The organism is Novosphingobium sediminicola, from assembly GCF_014196525.1.
Lineage (GTDB): Bacteria > Pseudomonadota > Alphaproteobacteria > Sphingomonadales > Sphingomonadaceae > Novosphingobium > Novosphingobium sediminicola.
Genome location: NZ_JACIDX010000011.1, coordinates 1 through 20,166 on the forward strand (window position 1 = coordinate 1; position 20,166 = coordinate 20,166).

General features: G+C 60.9%; 25 protein-coding genes and 1 pseudogene. 13 read left to right on the forward strand and 13 right to left on the reverse strand.

Annotated features, from left to right (window positions below; all coding sequences use genetic code 11):
• Positions 1-59: 59 nt before the first annotated feature.
• Positions 60-409, reverse strand: a pseudogene (locus tag GGR38_RS14305) (transposase); the annotation flags it as partial.
• 61 nt (positions 410-470) lie between these two features.
• On the opposite strand from GGR38_RS14305, the gene GGR38_RS14310 reads away from it, so the two are divergent.
• The 4 genes from GGR38_RS14310 to GGR38_RS14325 all read left to right on the forward strand — a co-directional run bounded on the left by GGR38_RS14310 (position 471) and on the right by GGR38_RS14325 (position 3,195).
• Entirely contained in the window at positions 471-848 is a 378-nt protein-coding gene (locus GGR38_RS14310; RefSeq protein WP_183626705.1) for a hypothetical protein, read from the forward strand.
• Complete coding sequence (locus GGR38_RS14315) at positions 848-1,180, forward strand: DUF3768 domain-containing protein (RefSeq protein WP_183626708.1); 333 nt, start codon at positions 848-850, stop codon at positions 1,178-1,180. Before GGR38_RS14310 ends, GGR38_RS14315 begins: the two co-directional genes overlap by 1 nt.
• On the forward strand, positions 1,180-1,365 hold the full coding sequence (locus GGR38_RS14320; protein WP_183626710.1) for a hypothetical protein: 186 nt from the start codon (positions 1,180-1,182) through the stop codon (positions 1,363-1,365). The genes GGR38_RS14315 and GGR38_RS14320 overlap by 1 nt, the downstream gene beginning before the upstream one ends.
• 489 nt (positions 1,366-1,854) lie before the next feature.
• The gene (locus tag GGR38_RS14325) at positions 1,855-3,195 is read left to right on the forward strand and encodes a DNA methyltransferase (protein WP_183626712.1); all 1,341 of its coding nucleotides are present in this window, start codon (positions 1,855-1,857) and stop codon (positions 3,193-3,195) included.
• On the opposite strand, the gene GGR38_RS14330 is transcribed toward GGR38_RS14325, so the two are convergent.
• Positions 3,148-4,092 (reverse strand): hypothetical protein, encoded by a 945-nt coding sequence (locus GGR38_RS14330; RefSeq protein WP_183626714.1) that lies wholly within the window; start codon positions 4,090-4,092, stop codon positions 3,148-3,150. The genes GGR38_RS14325 and GGR38_RS14330 overlap by 48 nt on opposite strands.
• Before the next feature lie 34 nt (positions 4,093-4,126).
• Between GGR38_RS14330 and GGR38_RS14335 the strand changes: the two genes are divergently transcribed.
• A complete protein-coding gene (locus GGR38_RS14335; RefSeq protein ID WP_183626716.1) occupies positions 4,127-4,768 on the forward strand; it encodes a DNA-3-methyladenine glycosylase family protein in 642 nt (213 codons plus the stop codon).
• Between the two features lie 230 nt (positions 4,769-4,998).
• On the opposite strand, the gene GGR38_RS14340 is transcribed toward GGR38_RS14335, so the two are convergent.
• On the reverse strand, positions 4,999-5,712 hold the full coding sequence (locus tag GGR38_RS14340) for an NAD-dependent deacylase (protein ID WP_183626718.1): 714 nt from the start codon (positions 5,710-5,712) through the stop codon (positions 4,999-5,001).
• Positions 5,713-5,778: 66 nt separating this feature from the next.
• Positions 5,779-5,985: a hypothetical protein gene (locus GGR38_RS24630; protein WP_246404735.1), complete on the reverse strand. Its 207-nt coding sequence runs from the start codon at positions 5,983-5,985 to the stop codon at positions 5,779-5,781.
• 121 nt (positions 5,986-6,106) lie between these two features.
• On the opposite strand from GGR38_RS24630, the gene GGR38_RS14350 reads away from it, so the two are divergent.
• The 4 genes from GGR38_RS14350 (at position 6,107) to nth (ending at position 9,012) form a co-directional block, all read left to right on the forward strand.
• Positions 6,107-6,388, forward strand: coding sequence for a hypothetical protein (locus GGR38_RS14350; protein WP_183627043.1), 282 nt, complete (start codon positions 6,107-6,109; stop codon positions 6,386-6,388).
• Positions 6,389-6,396: 8 nt separating this feature from the next.
• Positions 6,397-7,284, forward strand: coding sequence for a bestrophin family protein (locus GGR38_RS14355; protein WP_183626720.1), 888 nt, complete (start codon positions 6,397-6,399; stop codon positions 7,282-7,284).
• A 67-nt stretch (positions 7,285-7,351) separates the two neighbouring features.
• The gene (gene dapB, locus GGR38_RS14360; RefSeq protein WP_183626722.1) at positions 7,352-8,080 is read left to right on the forward strand and encodes a 4-hydroxy-tetrahydrodipicolinate reductase; all 729 of its coding nucleotides are present in this window, start codon (positions 7,352-7,354) and stop codon (positions 8,078-8,080) included.
• Positions 8,081-8,364: 284 nt separating this feature from the next.
• Complete coding sequence (gene nth / locus GGR38_RS14365) at positions 8,365-9,012, forward strand: endonuclease III (RefSeq protein ID WP_183626724.1); 648 nt, start codon at positions 8,365-8,367, stop codon at positions 9,010-9,012.
• 229 nt (positions 9,013-9,241) lie between these two features.
• Here nth and GGR38_RS14370 read toward each other — a convergent pair whose 3' ends face one another.
• The gene (locus tag GGR38_RS14370) at positions 9,242-10,543 is read right to left on the reverse strand and encodes a dicarboxylate/amino acid:cation symporter (protein ID WP_183626726.1); all 1,302 of its coding nucleotides are present in this window, start codon (positions 10,541-10,543) and stop codon (positions 9,242-9,244) included.
• A 73-nt stretch (positions 10,544-10,616) separates the two neighbouring features.
• A complete protein-coding gene (gene dapE / locus GGR38_RS14375) occupies positions 10,617-11,780 on the reverse strand; it encodes a succinyl-diaminopimelate desuccinylase (RefSeq protein ID WP_425497062.1) in 1,164 nt (387 codons plus the stop codon).
• A 90-nt stretch (positions 11,781-11,870) separates the two neighbouring features.
• Here dapE and GGR38_RS14380 point away from each other — a divergent pair, with 90 nt between their 5' ends.
• Positions 11,871-12,320 carry a cupin domain-containing protein gene (locus GGR38_RS14380; RefSeq protein WP_183626728.1) on the forward strand — a complete coding sequence of 150 codons (450 nt, stop codon included), beginning with the start codon at positions 11,871-11,873 and terminating at the stop codon, positions 12,318-12,320.
• Between the two features lie 21 nt (positions 12,321-12,341).
• Positions 12,342-12,950: a LysE family translocator gene (locus tag GGR38_RS14385; RefSeq protein ID WP_183626730.1), complete on the forward strand. Its 609-nt coding sequence runs from the start codon at positions 12,342-12,344 to the stop codon at positions 12,948-12,950.
• On the opposite strand, the gene GGR38_RS14390 is transcribed toward GGR38_RS14385, so the two are convergent.
• From GGR38_RS14390 to rpmH, 6 genes are all read right to left on the reverse strand, one after another.
• The gene (locus tag GGR38_RS14390) at positions 12,947-13,852 is read right to left on the reverse strand and encodes a S1/P1 nuclease (RefSeq protein WP_246404704.1); all 906 of its coding nucleotides are present in this window, start codon (positions 13,850-13,852) and stop codon (positions 12,947-12,949) included. The two genes, GGR38_RS14385 and GGR38_RS14390, sit on opposite strands and share 4 nt — an antisense overlap.
• A gap of 96 nt (positions 13,853-13,948) precedes the next feature.
• Entirely contained in the window at positions 13,949-14,605 is a 657-nt protein-coding gene (gene yihA / locus GGR38_RS14395) for a ribosome biogenesis GTP-binding protein YihA/YsxC (protein ID WP_183626733.1), read from the reverse strand.
• Positions 14,602-16,359: a membrane protein insertase YidC gene (gene yidC, locus GGR38_RS14400; protein ID WP_183626735.1), complete on the reverse strand. Its 1,758-nt coding sequence runs from the start codon at positions 16,357-16,359 to the stop codon at positions 14,602-14,604. The genes yihA and yidC overlap by 4 nt, the downstream gene beginning before the upstream one ends.
• Positions 16,360-16,395: 36 nt before the next feature.
• Entirely contained in the window at positions 16,396-16,605 is a 210-nt protein-coding gene (yidD, locus tag GGR38_RS14405; protein WP_168605015.1) for a membrane protein insertion efficiency factor YidD, read from the reverse strand.
• Positions 16,602-17,030: a ribonuclease P protein component gene (gene rnpA / locus GGR38_RS14410; protein ID WP_183626737.1), complete on the reverse strand. Its 429-nt coding sequence runs from the start codon at positions 17,028-17,030 to the stop codon at positions 16,602-16,604. The genes yidD and rnpA overlap by 4 nt, the downstream gene beginning before the upstream one ends.
• A gap of 173 nt (positions 17,031-17,203) precedes the next feature.
• The gene (rpmH, locus tag GGR38_RS14415) at positions 17,204-17,338 is read right to left on the reverse strand and encodes a 50S ribosomal protein L34 (protein ID WP_018075531.1); all 135 of its coding nucleotides are present in this window, start codon (positions 17,336-17,338) and stop codon (positions 17,204-17,206) included.
• A 216-nt stretch (positions 17,339-17,554) separates the two neighbouring features.
• On the opposite strand from rpmH, the gene GGR38_RS14420 reads away from it, so the two are divergent.
• Positions 17,555-19,063: a YifB family Mg chelatase-like AAA ATPase gene (locus GGR38_RS14420; RefSeq protein ID WP_183626739.1), complete on the forward strand. Its 1,509-nt coding sequence runs from the start codon at positions 17,555-17,557 to the stop codon at positions 19,061-19,063.
• 94 nt (positions 19,064-19,157) lie between these two features.
• Positions 19,158-19,397, forward strand: a complete 240-nt coding sequence (locus GGR38_RS14425; RefSeq protein WP_183626741.1) for a hypothetical protein — start codon at positions 19,158-19,160, stop codon at positions 19,395-19,397.
• Between the two features lie 5 nt (positions 19,398-19,402).
• Here the strand turns inward: GGR38_RS14425 and GGR38_RS14430 are convergent, their stop codons facing one another.
• Positions 19,403-20,068: a peptidylprolyl isomerase gene (locus GGR38_RS14430; RefSeq protein ID WP_183626743.1), complete on the reverse strand. Its 666-nt coding sequence runs from the start codon at positions 20,066-20,068 to the stop codon at positions 19,403-19,405.
• Positions 20,069-20,166 lie beyond the last annotated feature (98 nt).

A 20,166-nucleotide genomic window follows, 5' to 3' on the forward strand; every position in this document is an offset into this window, starting at 1 on the left:
CTCAGTTCGCTGTTCTCTTCGGCGATCGTTTCGTTCGGGCCATGGCGGCCTGATGTTCAACCGCCGCCCCGTACACGGAATTCCTGACACTCCCCCCGCACGCAGAAACGATCGCGATGCTCGGCAATGAAGGCGTATCTCACTTTGCATCTCGAGCGAAATACGCGGTGGCTTTTTTTAGTATGTCGCGCTCCTCGGTCACCCGGGCCAGTTCGCGCTTCAACTGGCGGATCTCGGCATCCTTGCTGGCGTCGCCCGACACTTGCCGGCCCAGCTGTCGCTTCCACGCATACAACGAGTGCTGACTGACACCGAGCCGCTGGGAGACTTCGGCTACCGGATATCCGCGCTCGGTGATCTGGGCCACCGCATCACGCTTGAACTCATCACTGAAATTGGGCTTTCCCATCATCGCCTCCTGTCCTCAAAATTAGGATCGAAGGCGTCCAGAAATCTAGGGGCTACTCAAGTTGCTGGCCTATCTCACCGAACAGAAGGCATTGGCCGAGGCCGAAATCGACGGCACGGCTTTTCAGGCCACCAAGCGCGTGACGCGCACCAATGACGCGGGCGAGAAAGTTCGCGTGGATGCGCCGCGCCATGTCAGCAAGGGCTGGTTCGCCGATCCTCAGGGCAAGTTGTTCTTCCAACTGCGTTACGGCGCGAAGCCGCTGGAATTTGCCAAGGGCATGAACGCGGTCGAGGTGGCCGAACGCAATGCCCTGCCCACCATCATCACCTCGGTCATGGAGGCCGTGAATGCTGGCGAACTCGATGGGCAGTTGAAGGCTGCAATTGCCGACCGCAAGGCGGCTTTGAAGCCGCGCGCCAAGAAGGCATCCACCTGATGGCCGAGGCAGAGAGGCGGGCAGAGATTGCCCGCCTCAACGATGTCGTCCGCTTTTCCGGCAAGGGTGGGCGGCTTTTCATGACATCAGGCTTTGATGCCTTGTCGGCCATCGAAAAGCTGTTGATCCTCACCGAGGTCAGGTGCTTCGATGCCTTCACCCCAGACAATGACCCACATGGCGAACATGACTGCGCGGCGCTGACGTTCGGCGAGCACCGGATCATCTGGAAAATCGACTACCTGCCCGCCAACGGGTTTGAGGAAGCCGATCCAGCCGACCCGGAAACCGTCTTACGGGTTCTGACCGTCATGCTGGCGGAGGAATATTGATGCGCAAATTTCAGGTCGAGGACATTGGCGATTTCCATTACCGCCAACTCATGCTGCTGGTGAAATATGGTATGGCCGAAGCGCATATCGTGGTCACTCGCTGCAAGGTCGCATGGCCGCAGACTTGGGATGCCGTGGATCGCCGGTCGCGTGGTGGCATCCCGCGTGGGGTGGCGATCCACTGAGCTGTCCAGCAATTAGGCGCTTCGATGGGCCAGATTGAAATTCGCTTGGGGCGCGTTTCTTGCCGGATTAACACTGAGCCTATATGCATATTGGCGAGCGGTCGGGTGTGATAATCTTGATCTGATAGCGAAAACGGACACGAAACGGCGATGCAATTATCAGATTTAGATAAAGATTGGATCAATCGTATTTCGAATAATGCGCAAGACTTGCCTGCTGGATTTTATTCTCTTTCAGCAATTTGTGGCGAAGATTGGCGCCTTATTGATAATGTAAACTCATTCTCAAGAAAGTTTAGGCGAGCCGTTGAATTAGGATCGATCCCCAACGTGAGCCTTCACACTAAAAAATCTAAAGCCGATATCCTGATTTATATTGTCAAAGCCAATGAGATTTGTGGATAACCTTTAGCCTTCCTGCCTTTACCTCCACGCACCGATGTCATAAATCAGGTGCCAACTGGTTACCAAAAAAATGGAGAACTACGCGTGGCAACAGGGATTACAGGACGGGAACAATTGAGTGAGGACGCGATCACGGCGCATGTTCCTCACCGAGATCCTCACCCCCTGCCAAGCGGCCTGAGTGAACCCTTTCTGGATTATGACAATCGGATCACCAAGGCTGAGGCCCTCGAAGCGATCCCAATTGTATTCGCGGCGCGGCAAAAGCAGGCTTGGAACGATGTCCAGCTCAAACCCAACAGCTTCGCGCTCTGTGACAACCTTGCGGGTCTCTCTGCACTTGCACGCTCAGACCATAAGGCAAGGCTTATATATCTCGACCCACCATACAACACTGGCATGGGCTTTCAATCACGCAGCTTGCAACATGCTTACGACGACAATCGTTCTACCGCTGGTTATGTTGAGTTCATGCGCCGCCGCCTGATCCTAATGCGCGAATGCTTGGCTGATGACGGCTCGATTTATATTCACATAGGCCATCAAATGCTTGGGCATCTGAAAGTGGTCATGGACGATGTGTTTGGTCCGCGCAATTTCCGCAATATTATATCGCGGCGCAAGTGCAGTTCTAAGAACTTCACCTCCAACAGCTATGCAAACATCCACGACTATCTACTGTTCTATACCAAGTCAGATGATTACCTGTGGAACCAGCCGGGACAGAAGCCGTCTGATGACTGGATCAACAAGGAATACACCAAGGTCGATGCACGAGGTCGCTATAAGTTGGTTCCCGTTCATGCCCCCGGAACCCGCAATGGTGAGACAGGCAGGCCGTGGAAGGGCATGAACCCGCCACCCGGAAAGCATTGGCAATACGCACCTTCAAAACTGGACGAATTGGATGCCGATGGTCAAATCTATTGGAGCAAAACCGGCAATCCGCGCCGCAAGGTCTATCTAGGGGATGACAAGCTCGTCCCCTACACCGATCAATGGGACTGCTTCCGCGATGCTCACCACCAGAGCATTGGCATCACGGGTTATCCCACTGAAAAAAACATCGACATGCTTCGCATGATCGTTGGTGCAAGCAGTAATCCGGGCGATCTAGTAGTAGATCCGTTCTGCGGCTCGGGAACCACGCTGGCAGCGGCAGACGATCTTGGCCGCCGTTTCATTGGCATGGACGAGAGCTTTACCGCCGCGAGCGCCACGCTCAATCGGCTGCGCTTCGGCGTAAAGCCAATGGGTGATTACGTTGACCGGCCCAAGGTAGATCAGTCGTTTGATCTCTTCCAAGACCTCCCAGTCGCCACCCAGTCACCCCAACAGGCAACTGAGCGCGACTTTGAGTTCTTGGTTGACCGTGAACTACTCGCTAGCTTTGGCGAGCAGATCAATGACCTCGCCGACCTCTGATTTCTCAGCGCTGGTTTCTGGCCAGCCATAAAGCCAGCGAAGTGTGACGCGCGTTGGAGCCAATTTCAACGTCGTCACACGGACCCGTCCATCCCATTCCCCATCAATGTCGCAGGCTTCCCTCCAAGTGTCATTGTGAGTGAGGCCGGGGCCATCCGAGAGGAAAATAATGCGGAACGAGCGTCCAGTATTTTGACAATACTGGCGAGCCTTTTCCACCTTTGCCCAGTTGCCACCCGTCCGGTCATCCGATTGCGCACCGCCCCGAGTGGCATCATAGCGAGCGAAACCAACTGCAAGAACGTCATCCCCAGCGCGGATTACAAAATCGCAGGGATAGCCACCGACGAAATCGGCAAACACGCTACTGAGTTCCACATCGCGACCAGCACGACGTGGGCCGGTGATCGACAACTCATCCGGCATCTCGGCTTCAAACCAATCAAAGAACTGCTCGGTCAGAGCATAACCTGATTGCCCTCGCGTGTCGTATTCGCCTACCAGAGCAGCAAGGGTCTCAAAATCGCCGGGGCGCAGATTGGAGAACTGCTCTTGTAGCTTCTCGATGGGCTTGAACGTTGCCCCATAACTGTTGACCAGCTCTTTGGTTGTTACCTTAGTGATCTTTTTACTCATCTCCGTGTCGATGACAGGTGCGACGCAACGCCTGAACATCTTAAGCAGCGACATGCGGGTGTCTTTGTGGACTTTGGGCGAACGGATGCGGTCGAGCAATTCGGCGCTGCTGGTGGAGGTTCGAATCAGCTCGTGGAAGAACGCGATGTCGGCTTCATACCGCGCATAGCTTTGCTCCAGTATCTCAGGGAACCGAACCGCGCTGTCGATGGGTGTGACAATTGAACTGGGGATTTCAATCGTGCTGAGATATTTTGTCATTGCCCAGTGAGCTTTCTTTGGTGAAACTAGGCAGATGTCTGATCCTACGTCACCACTGTCAAGCCGTGACACGCGGCGTTCAGCTTACAAGCACCTTCGCAAACAATTTCCGCAACTAAATTGGTTGTTTGATGCGACAGGGGAAGTCGCGTTGCCGGATCCGTCAATCTTGCCAGTCGCGGGATCACTGGTTCGGATCGTTGTTGGGCAAATGCTGTCTTTGTCAGCAGCCCGCACGATTATGGCTCGCCTTAATGATAAAGCAAATCAGCGGGGCCTTAGTTTGCAAGATTTACCGCTGGATGATTTGCGAACGGCGGGTGTCAGTGGACGAAAAGCGAAGACAATTGGCATAATCTCGCAAATGGTCCGGGACGACGCGGACTGTTTTGAAAAATGGCGGCGATTGGATTATCCAGCTCTTCAAAAGGATGTGAAAGAGGTGTGGGGGCTTGGGGACTGGTCAGCAGCTATGCTGGGCATATTTGAATTCGGACATCCTGATTTGTTCCCCCTTTCGGACGGTAGCCTTATCCGAGCGCTGGAATTGGTAGAAGCTCGATACTGCGGCGGCGATCCGTTAGGGCATGAACTTGCGGCACCCTATCGCAGCTTTCTTGCACTCGCCCTTTGGCAAGCGCTCGACAGCCATATTCTCACGCCCGCAAATGAATGAAAATTGACGAGCATCGCACCACCTCCCCACATGTGCTTGGACGTCATGTTGGTTCTGCATTCAAAAGCTGGCGGCCTAAAATAGGCGGCAAAGTTGATCTCCGAAGCCAACATTGAGCAAATTGCCCTACGAGCCCCAATGAGCGCCAACCCCGGCTCTTTTGCCCCAGCGTATATACCAGCACAAAACTGGTGCTCAGGGAAGCTCGCTGGGTAAATTTGGCCTACTCATCAGTTGGCCAGTTTGTCAGCAACCCATTCGCTAACAATTTTCGTAGCAGCACCAAAGCGGCTTTCATGGAACCATGCCGAACCTTGGCTTCGCTCCAGATTGAGTTCGAGGCAATGGGCACCCATTTCCCGCGCCAGCCGGACAAAGCCCGCCGCAGGATAGACCGCTCCCGACGTACCTATAGACACGAATATATCGCATTGGCGTAGCGCATCGTGGATCTCATCCATGCGATAGGGCATTTCACCGAACCATACTATATCTGGGCGCAATGCTCTCGCGCCGCAAGCGGGACACGCTGGCCTGTCTATCAGCATATCGTTCCAGTGATGGCGCGCATCACAAGCACCACACCATGCCGAAAGATGCTCACCGTGCATATGGATCAGGTTTTTCGATCCGGCGCGGTCATGCAGATCATCGACGTTCTGAGTAATCAGCGTCACATTTCCACGCTGTCCCTGCCACCATTCCCGCTCCAAACGGGCCAGCGCGTGATGGGCGGCATTTGGTTTTTTCGTCTGGATTGCGGCACGTCGCATATCATAAAAACGTAGAACAAGATCGGGATCGCGTTCGTACGCCTCCGGTGTTGCGACATCTTCTACGCGGTGTTGCTCCCAAAGCCCCCCACCGTCGCGAAATGTGTCAATGCCGCTTTCAGCGCTACACCCCGCCCCAGTCAGAATCACAATGTTGCAAGGTACGCTCATAGGATCATGCCCCGCATGTTCAGCTAGTGGTCGTTGATTTCTTTGGCATCTTCTTGTCAGAAAAATTTAGTGTGCAACCCTATATGCTTGCTCGACCCGGTGCTGTTCCCACAATCCGCCCCTGCCGTCATTGGCATCGCGAAACGTGTCGATCCCGCTTTCCGCGCTGCATCCCGCCCCGGTCAGGATCACGATATTGCCTGTCATTTCCATGCCTTCCCCTATGCCCCAAAGCGGCGCCAAGGCCAAGCCGGTGATCCATTTGCCGCTCATGATGCACCGCACAACGAAATGCCGCATCGCAGCAAAGATTTGTAACGAAACGGCCATTCAACAGATAGGCTCGCCCCCCAGATTGTCCTTCTGATCAATGCTTTCAATCATGGAGTCTCCCATGCCCTCGTCCAATCCCTTTCGCCGCTTTCAGCCGCGCACGCCCCCCGGCCCGCGCCCGATCCGCCACCGACCGCTGAGCGCCACCCAGCCCACCACGCCGGGCCAGCCGCGCAGCCAGTTTCGCGGGCGGTTTGAACTGGTCGCCTTTTGTTTGGCACTGCTGATATTTATGATAGCCATCGGGCGACCCGAATGGTTCGAACTGCGCCCGGCCTCGGGCTCCTCGCTCGCCCTGTATCACGCCGCCCAGACCACGCCCCAGAGCAATTCAGGACACTGATCCGCGCCATGATCATCCATACGCCCCATACCCTTCGCAGCATCGCCCGGCAGATCAAGACGCCGTTGGTCCTGCTCTTCGTCTGGGATGTGATCGTCACGATCACCTATTACGTGGTGCCTTTTCCGGCACCCGGCCTGCCGCTGACCCTGTTCGGCAGCGTGCTGGCGCTGATTCTCGGCTTCCGCTCGACCTCGGCCTATCAGCGCTGGTGGGAAGGGCGCGGCCTGTGGGGGCTGATGATCAATGCCAGCCGCAACCTTGCGCGCGCATCACGCAATTTCATGACCGGGGCGCAGGGGCAGGCCATGGCGCGCGCCATCGTGCTGCGCCAGATCGCCTATGTGAACGCGCTGCGCTGCCAGTTGCGTCGCCTGCCGATGACGGGCGACACCCTGCCCTATATCCCCGCCGCCGAGGCCGATGCGGCCTTGAGCCGGGCCAATACCGCCAACGGCCTGCTGGATGCGACCGGCGCGCAGGTGGCGCAGGCCCGCGCCAACGGCATCATCGATTCGATGCAGCAGACCCAGATCGAGCGGGTTCTGGTCGACATCGCCAATGCGCAGGGCGGGATGGAGCGGTTGAAGAACACGCCCCTGCCCTCGCAATTCCGGCTGTTCCCCACCTATTTCACCCATCTGTTCTGCGTCCTGCTGCCCTTTGGTTTGGTCGAGGCGCTGGGGCCTGCCACGCCTCTGGGGTCCACCGTGGCGGGGATGATGTTCATGGCGGTGCTGGCGATTGGCGATGATCTGGTCGATCCCTTTGCCAATACGCGCCACGATCTGCCGCTCGACACAATGTGCCGCACGATTGAGATTGATCTGTTGCAGGGCCTTGGCGAAAGCGCGCCCGCGCCGATCACCGTGGATGCCGAAGGAGTGCTTTGGTAATTGCGATTTGGGGAATTGCGATTCCGGCGCGCCTCGCCCATGAAGCGCGCCGAAAGGAATTTACCCCATGACCAGACTGGGAATTATCGGCAGCGGCGGACGTATGGGCCGCGCCATCGCGCAGGCCATTGCCGATGCCGGACACGAACTGGCCGGCGGCGTGGACCGGGACGAGGATGTTGCCCCGCTGGCCGCCGCATCGGATGTGCTGATCGACTTCTCCTCGCCCTCCGCGCTCGAAGGCAATCTGGATGCGGCCATCGCGGCGGGCGTGCCGATCCTTATCGGCACCACCGGCCTTGAGGAACGCCACCACTGGCTGATCGATCAGGCAGCCGACAAAATCGCCGTGCTGCAAACCGGCAATACCTCGCTGGGCGTCAACATGCTGGCCTTCCTTGTCGAGGAAGCGGCCAAGCGCCTTGGCGAGGACTGGGACATCGAGATCATCGAAACCCACCACCGGATGAAGGTGGATGCCCCCTCGGGCACAGCGCTGCTCCTTGGCGAGGCCGCCGCGCGCGGGCGCGAGGTCGGCCTGTCCAACGTGGCCGTGCGCGGGCGCGATGGCATCACCGGCGCGCGCGAATCCGGCACAATTGGCTTTGCAGCTTTGCGCGGGGGCAGCGTGGCGGGGGATCATACGGTCCATTTCCTGGCCGATAACGAGCGCCTGTCTTTGAGCCATATTGCCGAAAACCGCGGGATCTTTGCGCGCGGTGCCGTCAAGGGGGCGCTCTGGCTGGCTGGGCGCCCGGCGGGCCGGTATGGGATGCGGGAAGTGTTGGGGCTTTAAGGTTTGTAGGGGCCTCCGGCGGGCCAAGGGACTCATCCCTTGGCAATCCCGGTAATGTCTTTGTTGTGGATCGGGTGCGGCATTGGGTGTCGGGCGCGGCATTTGCATTTTAAAGCCTGCGGTGCTTTTGGCGTAAGTTCGCCGCGCCGCAGGCTTTAAAACATCCAATTTCCCCTATTCTGGCGGATCAAACGCCACCCCATAACGGGATTGCAAAGGGACGAGTCCCTTTGCCCGCCGGAGGCATCTTGCCCCAAAACGCCATTCCCTCCATACCCCGCCCCATGAAAACCGCCGACATCTTCGAATTCTACCGCCGCCTTGCCGAGGCCAACCCGGACCCGCAGACCGAGCTGGAGTTCGGCAATACGTATCAGTTGCTGGTGGCGGTGACGCTTTCCGCGCAGGCTACCGATGTGGGGGTGAACAAGGCGACACGGGCGCTGTTCGAGATCGTCAAGACGCCGCAGGACATGCTGGACCTTGGCGAAGAGGGGTTGAAGGATCACATCAAGACCATTGGCCTGTTCAACTCCAAGGCGAAGAACGTGATGGCCATGGCCGAGATCCTCGTGCGCGAGCATGGGGGCGAAGTCCCTGCCGACCGTGACGAGTTGGTCAAGCTGCCCGGCGTGGGGCGCAAGACGGCCAATGTGGTGCTCAACTGCGCCTTTGGGGCCGAGACCTTTGCTGTGGACACGCATATCTTCCGCGTGGGCAACCGCACCGGGTTGGCCAAGGGCAAGAATGTAAATGTTGTCGAGCGCAGCCTTGAGAAGAAAACTCCCAAGCCTTTTCGCGTGGGCGCGCATCATTGGCTGATCCTGCACGGGCGATACATCTGCAAGGCGCGGACGCCGGAATGCTGGCGGTGTCCGGTGGTGGATCTGTGCGGGTTTAAGGATAAGGTTTTGGAGAAAAAGAAGAAATGATGATGCGAGGGTCTGGACCCTCGCGCTCCCGTTACTGTCTGCGTGCGCATAGGGTTCGGCGTTTAAGTGTCAGACGCGGCCTTAGAATTTTAAAGCCTGCGGCGCGGGCAGGCATAACCTCACCGCGCCGCAGGCTTTAAATTCACCGCATCCTATCCGGCCCACCATCCCATTAACGGGATTGCAAAGGGCCCCCGCCCTTTGCCCGCCGGAGGCAAAACCCCCAAACCTACCCCTCCAGATGCAACCCCTTGCGCCCATGCTCGGCCGTATCATGCGGCGCCTCGGGCAGCGGCGCATCGGGATCGAGCGGCGGCTGCAACATGCCCTCGGCGCGGCAGACGACGGCGGTGGCCACGGCATTGCCGAAAACGCTGGTGCCCGAACGGCCCATGTCGAGGAACGTGTCGATGCCCAGCAACAGCGCCACGCCCTCGACCGGCACGTGGAACTGATTGAGCGTGGCGGCGATGACGACGAGGCTGGCGCGCGGCACGCCCGCGATGCCCTTGGACGAGACCATCAGCGTCAGGAGCATCAGGATCTGCTGCTGAAAGCTGAGATGGATGCCATAAGCCTGCGCGATAAAGAGCGAGGCGAAGCTGGTGTACATCATCGACCCGTCGAGGTTGAACGCATAGCCCAGCGGCAGCACGAAGCCCGACACGCGGCGCGGCACGCCAAAGCGGTCGAGCGCCTCGAACATCCGGGGCAAGGATGCATCGCTGGTCGCGGTCGAGAAGGTGATCAGCACCGGCTCGCGAACATAGCGCATCAGCAGGAAGATCTTCTTGCCCAGGAACAGGCTGCCCGCCGCGATCAGGATGATCCAGAGGATGGCCAGACCCGCATAGAATTCACCCGCCAGCACGCCATAGGTGGCGATGATGCCCAGCCCCTTTTGCGCCACGATCGAGGCCGCCGCGCCAAACACCGCGATGGGCGAGACGCTCATCACATAGCCGGTGACCTGCAGCATCATCTGCACCACCGCCTCGGCGAATTCGACGATGATCTTGCCCTTGGCGCCAATCGCGCTGAGCGCCACGCCGCAGAACACCGAGAACAGCAGGATCTGGAGCACATTGTTGGTGGCCATCGCCTCCATCGCGCTGGTCGGGAAGATTTCCAGCACGAAATGGCGAACGGTCAGCTCCTTGGTGGCCAGATCGACCCCGGCGCTGGCCACGGCATTGACGCCCACGCCCGGCTGCCACCAATTGACCAGCACCATGCCCAGCAGCAGCGAGACGAAGCTGGCCGAGATGAACCATGCCATCGCCTTGGCGCCGATGCGGCCCAGCGCGGTCGAATCGCCCATGCCCGCAATGCCGGTGATGATCGTCGATGCGATCAGCGGCGCGATGATCATCTTGATCAGATGCAGGAACACATCGGGCAGCAGTTTCAGATAATCGGCCCATGCCGCCAGCAAGGGATCGGCCGGATCATAGGACGAATGCAGGACATAGCCCAAGCCTATGCCCAGAATCAGGCCCAGAATCAGGAATTGCGTCAGACGCTGGCGCATCTTGGAAAAACTCCGAAAGAAAAAATCCGGCTACCAATCCCCGCGTGTGCGGGCAATTGGGCCGGATAGCGTATCAGGCGCGTTTAAGACCGGCGATGGCGATGCGGGCATAGATCCGCGAGAGCGCCTCAAGATCGGGAATCGCAACCGCCTCGTCCTTCTTATGCATCGTGGCGTTGCACAGGCCAAATTCGATGACCGGGGCCAAAGCTTTGAGGAAGCGCGCGTCCGACGTGCCGCCGCTGGTGGAAATTTCGGTGTCCAGCCCGGTTTCGGCGCGGATCGCATCGACCACGATGGCCGAAAACTCGCCCGGCGGGGTCAGGAAAGCCTCGCCCGAGATCACCGGACGCACGGATGCGCCATGCTTGGCGCCGATCTCACGCACCAGCTTTGACAGGCTTTCGCCCGTGTGCAGATCGTTGAAACGGATCGAGATGCGCGCGCTGGCCTTTTGCGGGATGACATTGGTGGCCGGATTGCCGCAGGCGATATCGGTCACTTCCAGATTGCTCGGCTGGAACCAGTCGGTCCCCTCATCCAGCTTGATCGCCTTCAGTTCCGACAGCATCGCCACCAGCCGCGTGATCGGATTGTCGGCCAGATGCGGATAGGCGACATGGCCCTGTTGGCCCTCGACCTCGATCCACATATTGACGCTGCCGCGCCGCCCGACCTTGATCATGTCGCCAAGGCGGTTGACGCTGGTGGGCTCACCCACAAGGATCAGGTCGGGATTGATCCCGGCCTCGCGCATATGCTCGATGATCTTGACCGTGCCGAAGGTCGCCGCGCCTTCCTCATCGCCGGTGATGATCAGGCTGATCGTGCCTGCCTCGCGCGGAATATCGCGCAGGGCGGCGATGAAGGCGGCAACCGAGCCCTTCATATCCACCGCGCCGCGACCATAGAGCAGCTCTCCCCGGCGTTCGGGCGCAAAAGGCGCGCTGCTCCACCCCTCGCCCGGCGGGACGACATCGACATGGCCTGCATAGGCGAAATGGCGGCTGCCCTCGGGTCCGGTGCGGATCGCGAACAGGTTTTCCACCGGCCCGTCGGGCGCCTCGCCCACCACCGCGCGGTGGATGGCAAAGCCCAGCGGCACCAGCATTTCCTCAAGACAATCGAACACCAGCCCCGTCGCGGGCGTCACGCTGGGGCAGGCAATCAGGGCCTCGGCCAATTCGGCCACACCGGCGCCGGGCCGGACCAACTCGCTCTTCACCATGTCATTCATGCCCCTCGCCTAGCAAATGCATGGCCAAGGGCAAGTGGAGTTTGGCCCATCCGGCTTGCCGCCAACCCCTGCCCGCCCTATCCTGCGCCCATGCCACGGATCGACCTTGCCTCGCTCGCCCATACCAACCGCACCGGCTATCCGCCCGAACATGCGCGACAGGTCGCGGGGCGATGGTACAGCCGCCTTGCCCCGCTGGCCGGGCTTGCCCATCTGGGGGCCAGCCATGTCGTGCTCAAACCCGGCGCGTGGTCGTCCCAGCGCCACTGGCACGACGGCGAGGACGAGATGGTCGTGATGCTGAGCGGCGAGGCGGTGCTGGTCGAGGATGGCGCGCGCAGCATCATGCGGGCGGGCGATCTGGCAGTCTTTCCGGCGGGCGTGGCCAATGGCCATCATCTGATTAATGAGAGCGAAGAGGACTGCACCTTCCTCGCCCTGTCGGCAGGCCCGCGCACCGCAGGCGGCTACAGCGACATCGACATGATCTTTGAAGACGACCGTTTTCTCCACCGCGACGGCACACCCTTTGCGGATTGATGCGCGGCGCGGGGCACGGCCATGACGATCAACTGGTTTGAATTTGCCATCGCCGTGCTGGTGATCGAGCTGACGCCGGGGCCGAATATGGCATGGCTTGCCGCGCTCAGCCTGGCCGAGGGGCGGCGCGCCGGATGGGTGGCGACGGCCGGGATCGGGATCGGACTGGCGCTCAATGCGATGCTGGCGGCGCTGGGGCTGGTCGAATTGCTCAGCGTTCGGCCCGGTCTGCAATCGGGGTTGCGCTGGGCCGGTGTGGCGCTGATGCTCTGGCTGGCATGGCAGGCGTGGCGCGAAGCGGACATGGTAGCCAAGGCAACGGAGCCGCAGGGCGCGGGGCGCCATTTCGTCTCGGGCCTGCTGGTCAATCTGTTCAACCCCAAGGCGCTGCTGTTCTTTGTCGTGGTGGTCCCGCCTTTCCTTGGCGGCGCGGCGCCGTCGATCCCACAGGCCATGGGCTTTGCCGCGATCAGCGTGGGGCTGGCAACAGCGGTCCATCTGGCCATTGTGGCGGGCGGGGCCAAAGCGCATGGCCTGATCAGCAACCCGCGCCGGATGCAAAAGATCCGGCGCGTGATGGCGCTGATCATGCTGGGCATTGCGCTCTGGCTGGCCGGTTCGGCGCTTTAGCTGCCCAGCGTTTCGTCCAGCACCTTGGCCAGACGCAGCCCGCCCTGAAGCAGGCGCTGGCTGACGATGGGAATGTCCTGCGCGATGGCCTCGTCGCTGATGGTCACATCCTTCGAGGTCTTTTCCTCGGCGCTCACCACATGGCCGAAGGCCTGCGGGTAAACCGTGTCATGGGCGATCTGCCAGCTTTCCTGAGCCCAGTCGGCAATGCCGCCGGTGGCGATCTGCGCACGGTCCGCCGCATCATAGGCGCGGATCTCGGGCAGCTTGCCCGCCTTCTGCGCGCGGATGACAAGGAAATTGTCCCACATCCAATGCAGGTTGAGCGTGCCCGGCTTGGGGTTCACCACCGTGGGCGGGGTGGTGTTGATGATATAGGGTTCGCCCGGCAGGTTGGTGACCGTGACGCCATTGCCGCCCGCGTCATGGGCATGTTCGGCAGCATGGAGCGGCTGATGCAGGTCGCCCACGATATGGCTGAGGAAAGCAAGCGCTTCGAGGCGTTGGGCGACCGGCAGGCTCTTGTCGGCCAGAATGCGTTCAAAGCGGGTGATCTGGAACGTGGCGCATTGGCCGCCGCTGCAATTGGCCTTCATGTCAAAGGCGGGCGCGGTGATGTCGCCATCATGGTAATGCCAGGGGAAGGTGTGGCCCCAGCGCCAGCTCTCGCTGCGCAGGCAATCGGGCCATGTCGCCGCGTCGCCCAGCGAATGCACCGGGCATTTGGCCGTCCCCAGCCCTTTCTGCGCCGTCAGCAGCGCAGCGATCGCCGCCTTGGTCTTGGGCGAAACATTGGCCAGTGCGATATTGGCGATCGTGCGATGGCCCAGATCGCCCCATGCCAGCGCGGGGGTCGATACGGACAGGCCCAATGCCGCCACACCGGCGGCCAGAAGCTTCAAACTTTTGCGAAACTTTTTGCGAGTCATGGGGGTAAGCGACCTCACTTGAGACAAACTTACCCCGATGTTAGCGGTGGAATGTGACAGCCGTAAAGCTTAAAGCTCGGCATCCCCCAGCACCGCCGCGCGGATCTCGGCAATGCCCAGCCCCGTCTCGCTGCTGGTGATCATCACCTCGGGATAGGCCGCCGAATGCTTGCGCGCCTCGGCCACAACCTTGGCATAGACCTCGTCCAGCTCGCTGGCCTTGACCTTGTCCGCCTTGGTCAGCACGAGGCGATAGGACAGCGCCGCTCCATCGAGCATTTCCATCATTTCCAGATCGGGCGGCTTCACCCCATGACGGCTGTCGATCAGCACCAGCGCGCGCTTCAACACCACACGCCCGCGCAGGAAATCGCGCACCAGCTTCTTCCACTGCTCCACCACCTTGGGCGGGGCCTTGGCAAAGCCATAGCCGGGCATGTCGACCAGACGGAAATCGGGCAATTCGCCCATCGTCCCGCCCACGTCGAAGAAGTTCAGCTCCTGCGTGCGCCCCGGCGTGACCGAGGTGCGCGCCAGCGACTTGCGCCCGGTGATCGCGTTCAAGAGCGAGCTTTTGCCCACATTCGAACGCCCCGCAAAGGCGATTTCCGCCACCGCCGGATCGGGCAAAAATTTCAGCGAGGGCGCCGAAAGCAGGAAGTCGATGCGCCCGGAAAACACTTTCCGGGCGCGCTCGATCAATTCAAGGTTCTGTTCTTCAGTCACTTTTTCTTATGCGTCGCGGCTTCGACCACGGCGCGCTCCTTATCGACATTCTTCTTCAAGTCAGGATGCCGTGCGTACAGATACTTCTGCTGAGCAATGGTCAGAAGGTTCGAGGTGATCCAGTAAACCAGCAGGCCCGAGGCAAAGGGCGCCATGATGAACATCATCATCCACGGCATGATGCCCATCACCTGCTGCTGCGCGGGATCGGGGGCGGCCGGTTGCAGCTTGAACTGAAGCCACATGGTGATGCCCAGAATGACCGCCAGCACGCCGATCGCCAGGAAGCTGGGCGGATCGAAGGGCAGCAGGCCGAACAGGTTGAGGATATGCTTGGGATCGGGCGCAGACAGATCGTGGATCCACAGCGCGAAAGGCTGGTGACGCATGTCGATCGACACCATCAGCACCTTATACAGCGCAAAGAACACCGGGATCTGCAGGAAGATCGGCAAGCAACCGGCAAGCGGGTTGACGCCCTCTTCCTTGTACAGCTTCATGGTTTCTTCCTGAAGCTTCTGCTTGTCGTCCTTATAGCGCTCCTGCAGCGACTTCATCTTGGGCTGGATCGCCTTCATCGCCGCCATGCTGGCGAACTGGCGCTGGGCCACAGGGAACATGATGCCGCGCACGATGACGGTCAGCAGGATGATCGCCACGCCGAAATTGCCGACGAACTTAAACAGCGAACGCAGCAGCCAGAAGATCGGCTTTTCAAACCAGCGGAACCAGCCCCAGTCGATAGCGAGACTGAAGCGGGTCACGCCCTGGGCCTCATACTTGTCGAGCAGCAGGCTTTCCTTGGCGCCAGCAAACAGACGGGTGGAGCGCAGCGCGGTCTGGCCGGGGGCCACCACCTGCGGCTGATAGATCAGGTCGGCACGGAAGAGCTGATTGCCAAGGCTGCGATAATCGCCCGTGGCAGGCACCGCTTCGGGCACAAGCACGCTCATCCAATAGATGTCGGTAAAGCCGATCCAGTTGGTCTTGCCATCAGGATTGACCTGACCCTTTTCGGCGACATCCTTGTAATTGACGCCAAAGTTGACCGCTTCATCATAGGCGCCAAAGGGGCCCGAGTGGATGTTCCACGAATCGACGCTGGCGGTCTTTTCGGTGCGGCGGATAAGACCAAAGGGCTGCACGCTCACCGGCGCAGGGCTGGCGTTCTGCACGGCCTGCTTGGCGGTGATCATGTAATCATCGTCAATGCTGAAGGTGATGGTATAGGTCTGGCCCGTGGTGTTGGCCCAGCTCAGCGTCACCGGCGTCTGCGGCGTCAGCTTGGCCCCGGCAGGCGCGGCCCAGACGGTCGTGCCATTAGGCGTGGCCACGCCCTGACCGACCCAGCCCACCTGCGCGAAATGTTCGGCGGGGGTCCCGGCGGGGCTGAACAGGCGAACCGGCGCGCTGTCCTTGTCGATGGTCTGCTTGTGACGATTGATCGACAGATCATCGACCACCGCGCCCACCAGATTGATCGAGCCCGACAGGCCCGGCGCTTCCACCTTGACGCGGCCACCGGCGTTAAGATCCGCGTTGAGCGCCTTGGCCTCAATCGCCTGATCCACCACGCTGCCAAGGCCGCCTTCGCGGGTCGGCTTGGCGCTGGCCGCAGGGGTCGGCGCGGCCGATGCCACCGCCGCCGGCTTCTTGCCCATGTCGGGATAGAAATAGCGCAGGCCCGCATCCCAGCCGAACAGCAACAGCCCGGTCAGCAGCATGGCAATAATCAGATTGCGCTGGTTACTCACGCATATTTCCCCAATACATTGGTCAAAATTACAGGTTCAAGGGACGGGGTCATAGCCATGACCGCCCCATGGATGGCAGCGCAATAGACGCTTCACCGTCAACCATCCACCCTTAATCGCGCCATGTTTTTGCAAGGCCTCGATCGCATAGGCCGAGCAGGATGGCGAATAGCGGCAGGTGGGCGGCATCATGGCCGACGGTCCCCATTGCCACAGACGGGCGATGAAGATCAGCACATATTTCACGTTTGAGGAGACTCAGGAGCGGGGCGCGGGCCTTTGCCGCGGCCGTGGTGAGGCTTGCCACCGCCCCTGCCGCCTTTGGCCCCGCGCGGCGGATCGCCTTTGCCCGCTCTGGCCCGGTCGAGCGCGACCAGCAATTCCTTGCGCAGCAGCGCGAAATCGCGCTCCACCCCGCCCTCGCGGCCGATCAGCACATGATCGTGCCCCGCCAGCCCATGTTCGGGCAGGATCTCACGCACCAGCGCGCGAAACCGGCGCTTCATCCGGTTGCGCACCACGGCATTGCCGATCTTCTTGGTAACGGTGATGCCAAAACGGCGAATATCGCCCGCGTCAGGCGCGGCATGCGGCAAAACCAGCAGCACGAACCCGGCCCGCGCCACGCGCAAACCCTTGTTCGCGGCAAGGAAATCCGAACGCTTGGTCATGATGCGCAGCTTGGGCGCAACACTACGATCTTCCGCAAACGCACAATGGGCCGAAGGCAATGCCTCCGACCCCATTGCGTCATCTGTCACGATGTTTTCGCCTGCCACCGATCAGCCCCGGCGTTCAAGCGAACCGGCCCGGCGCGGGGATTGCTCCCCACCGGGCCAGATCATCAGGCCGACAGATTCTTGCGGCCGCGCGCACGACGGGCGCGCAGCACCTTGCGGCCGCCGACCGTGGCGGTGCGGGCGCGGAAGCCGTGACGGCGGGCGCGGACGAGCCGGCTGGGCTGGAAAGTGCGCTTCATGGTCTAAACCCTCAAACAATGTTCGGCGCTGTGCAGCGCGGATAAAGATGGCCAGCCCACCGATGCCGATGGGATGTGAAGCGGCGCCACTATGGGAACTGGGCCTCTGAGTCAAGGGATTCGGCACAAGGGAATCGCCCCCGCGCTTTTCCCCTCGACAAGTCTGACTTTACGCACAAATACTTGGAAAGGGGAAGTCAGACGGGGAATTTGCACATGGTCGCGCTGGTCCGGACGGTGGCCTATCTGGGGCTGGAGGCGCGCGCCGTCGAGGTGCAGTGCCAGCTCGCCCCCGGATTGCCGGGCTTTACCTTGGTCGGCCTGCCCGACAAGGCGGTGAATGAAAGCCGCCAGCGGGTGCAGGCCGCGCTGACCGCGATGGGGCTTGCACTGCCGCCCAAGCGGATCACCATCAATATGTCACCCGCCGATCTGCCCAAGGAAGGCTCGCATTACGACCTGCCCATTGCGCTGGCGCTGCTGGCCGCGATGGGGGTGCTCGATGCCGAGCAGGCGAGCGATTTTCTGGCGGTGGGCGAATTGTCGCTCGATGGGCGGATCGTCGGCTCGCCCGGCGTGCTGCTGGCCGCGCTCCATGCCAGCGAGCATGAGCTGGGCCTGATCTGCCCCGCCGCGCAAGGTTCCGAGGCAAGCTGGGCCGCAGGCATCCCCATAGTCGCCGCGCCCGATCTGGCCAGCCTGCTGGCCCATCTCAAGGGCACGCAGGCACTCTCCCCCCCCTCCCCAGGCCAAAGTGCGGCAACCATACCAGGGCCGGATCTGCGCCAGGTCAAAGGGCAGGAAACAGCGCGGCGGGCCCTGGAAATTGCGGCGGCGGGCGGACACAATCTGCTGATGATCGGGCCGCCCGGCGCGGGCAAATCGCTGATGGCCTCCTGCCTACCCGGCATCCTGCCCGAACTGACGCCCGCCGAGGCGCTCGAAGTCTCGATGATCGCCTCGGTCGCCGGAACGCTGGAAGGCGGACGAATCAGCCGCGCCCGCCCCTTCCGCAGCCCCCACCATTCGGCCAGCATGGCCGCGATGACCGGCGGCGGGTTGCGCGTGCGCCCCGGCGAAGTGTCGATGGCGCATCTGGGTGTGCTGTTCCTCGACGAATTGCCCGAATTCCAGCGCGGCGTACTCGATTCGCTGCGCCAGCCTTTGGAAACCGGCGAGGTCACCGTCGCCCGCGCCAATGCCCATGTCACCTTTCCAGCGCGAGTCCAGTTGATCGCGGCGATGAACCCCTGCCGCTGCGGCCATCTGGGCGATGCGGGGCTGGCCTGTTCGCGCGCGCCGCGCTGCGCGGGGGATTATCAGAGCAAGGTTTCCGGCCCGCTGCTCGACCGCATCGACCTGCATGTCGAGGTAGAGGCGGTGTGCGCCTTCGATCTTGCCCTGCCCTCGGCCGCCGAGAGCAGCGCGCAGGTGGCCGCCCGCGTGAATGCCGCGCGCAGGGTGCAGACCGAGCGCCTCCACGGCTCACGCATGCGCAGCAACGCCGATCTGGATGGCGAATCGCTCGACCGCTTTGCCACGCCCGATGGCGAGGGCATGAAATTGCTGATTCGCGCCGCCGAGGCAATGAACCTGACCGCGCGCGGCTATACGCGAATCCGCCGCGTGGCGCGCACCATCGCCGATCTGGCGGGCGCGCAAAGTGTCTCGCGCGCGCATGTGGCCGAGGCGCTGTCCTATCGCCGCCAGCCGCCCCGCGCGTGATCGGGGATTAAGGTTCTGTCACCCTTCAGGAGGTTTTGTGGCAAAGGTTGCAGAGCGAAGATAAGGTTATTAATGCTGGATTAATTCAGCAGTTTTGGGAAAGTTTGCCAAACGCATGAAACCATTTGGTTTAATCCGTTGCCTCCTGTTTTCGCACGCCCCGAATCGCCGCAAGGTCAGGCGCTCGTCCAGCGATCACTATATCGGCCATTGCATCCATTGCGGCGCGCCGATCAAACGGCTCCATCGCGACAAATGGGCGCGCGACTGGGCGCGCACCTTTGGCATGGGCGGAAAATCGCATCCGGTGCACGAGCAGGAGATCGAGGACTGATCCAATCAGGGCGCAACCACGCGCCGCACGCTGATAACCTTGACCGGCTGGGCCAGCATCTGCCCCTTCATAAAGCCCTCGCCCGCTTCCGGATCGACCGGCTGATCCCAAATCTTGCGCACCACATCCATGCCCGACACCACATGGCCAAAGGCGGCATAGCCGGCCTGCGCCTCCGGGTCGGTGGATTGCGGATTGGCGTCCAGCCCGTCAATATCGGACAGCAGGATTGAGAAATCCCCCGTTGCCGTGCCCGGCGCCAGACGCGCCAGCGAAATCGCCCCCGCCTTGTGCAGCACGCCGGTCTGGTTGGTCGGCTCATGGGCGATGGGCGGGAAGGTCTTGCGCGGATCGCCGCGCGTGCCCGCCTGAATCAGGCCATTGGGCTGCTCGCCCCACTTCAGATGCATCGCGCGATAAAATACGACCCCGTCAAAGCGCTTGTTATCAACATAACGCATGAAATTGGCAGTGCTGATCGGGGCATGCTTGCCGTCCAGTTCCAGCGTGATGGTGCCAAGATCAGTGGTCATCACCACAGTCTCGGTATCGTGCAATGGCTGGGGCGGAACTTCCTTCGCCACGACCGGTTTGGGCGGGGCCTTGCGCACGGGGGCGGCATAGGCGGGCGTGGCGATCAACGCGGCGAAGAGAGCGAATCGGAGAAGCATGGGAGCAAGGTTAAAGGGGGAAAGATGCGAGGGTCTAGACCCTCGCGCTCCCGTTACTGTCTTTGTTGCGCTTATGGTTTGGCCGAAGAGTGTCGGAC

Bases quoted from the DNA above. Each gene is read 5' to 3' on its own strand.
- dapB (WP_183626722.1), top strand. From the start codon at position 7,352: ATGACCAGACTGGGAATTATCGGCAGCGGCGGACGTATGGGCCGCGCC.
- GGR38_RS14430 (WP_183626743.1), bottom strand. From the start codon at position 20,068: ATGCTTCTCCGATTCGCTCTCTTCGCCGCGTTGATCGCCACGCCCGCC.
- GGR38_RS14330 (WP_183626714.1), bottom strand. From the start codon at position 4,092: ATGACAAAATATCTCAGCACGATTGAAATCCCCAGTTCAATTGTCACA.
- dapE (WP_425497062.1), bottom strand. From the start codon at position 11,780: ATGAATGACATGGTGAAGAGCGAGTTGGTCCGGCCCGGCGCCGGTGTG.
- GGR38_RS14320 (WP_183626710.1), top strand. From the start codon at position 1,180: ATGCGCAAATTTCAGGTCGAGGACATTGGCGATTTCCATTACCGCCAA.
- nth (WP_183626724.1), top strand. From the start codon at position 8,365: ATGAAAACCGCCGACATCTTCGAATTCTACCGCCGCCTTGCCGAGGCC.
- GGR38_RS24630 (WP_246404735.1), bottom strand. From the start codon at position 5,985: ATGAGCGGCAAATGGATCACCGGCTTGGCCTTGGCGCCGCTTTGGGGC.
- GGR38_RS14370 (WP_183626726.1), bottom strand. From the start codon at position 10,543: ATGCGCCAGCGTCTGACGCAATTCCTGATTCTGGGCCTGATTCTGGGC.
- rnpA (WP_183626737.1), bottom strand. From the start codon at position 17,030: ATGACCAAGCGTTCGGATTTCCTTGCCGCGAACAAGGGTTTGCGCGTG.
- GGR38_RS14340 (WP_183626718.1), bottom strand. From the start codon at position 5,712: ATGAGCGTACCTTGCAACATTGTGATTCTGACTGGGGCGGGGTGTAGC.
- GGR38_RS14315 (WP_183626708.1), top strand. From the start codon at position 848: ATGGCCGAGGCAGAGAGGCGGGCAGAGATTGCCCGCCTCAACGATGTC.
- GGR38_RS14420 (WP_183626739.1), top strand. From the start codon at position 17,555: ATGGTCGCGCTGGTCCGGACGGTGGCCTATCTGGGGCTGGAGGCGCGC.
- GGR38_RS14355 (WP_183626720.1), top strand. From the start codon at position 6,397: ATGATCATCCATACGCCCCATACCCTTCGCAGCATCGCCCGGCAGATC.
- GGR38_RS14350 (WP_183627043.1), top strand. From the start codon at position 6,107: ATGCCCTCGTCCAATCCCTTTCGCCGCTTTCAGCCGCGCACGCCCCCC.
- GGR38_RS14335 (WP_183626716.1), top strand. From the start codon at position 4,127: ATGTCTGATCCTACGTCACCACTGTCAAGCCGTGACACGCGGCGTTCA.
- GGR38_RS14380 (WP_183626728.1), top strand. From the start codon at position 11,871: ATGCCACGGATCGACCTTGCCTCGCTCGCCCATACCAACCGCACCGGC.
- rpmH (WP_018075531.1), bottom strand. From the start codon at position 17,338: ATGAAGCGCACTTTCCAGCCCAGCCGGCTCGTCCGCGCCCGCCGTCAC.
- GGR38_RS14385 (WP_183626730.1), top strand. From the start codon at position 12,342: ATGACGATCAACTGGTTTGAATTTGCCATCGCCGTGCTGGTGATCGAG.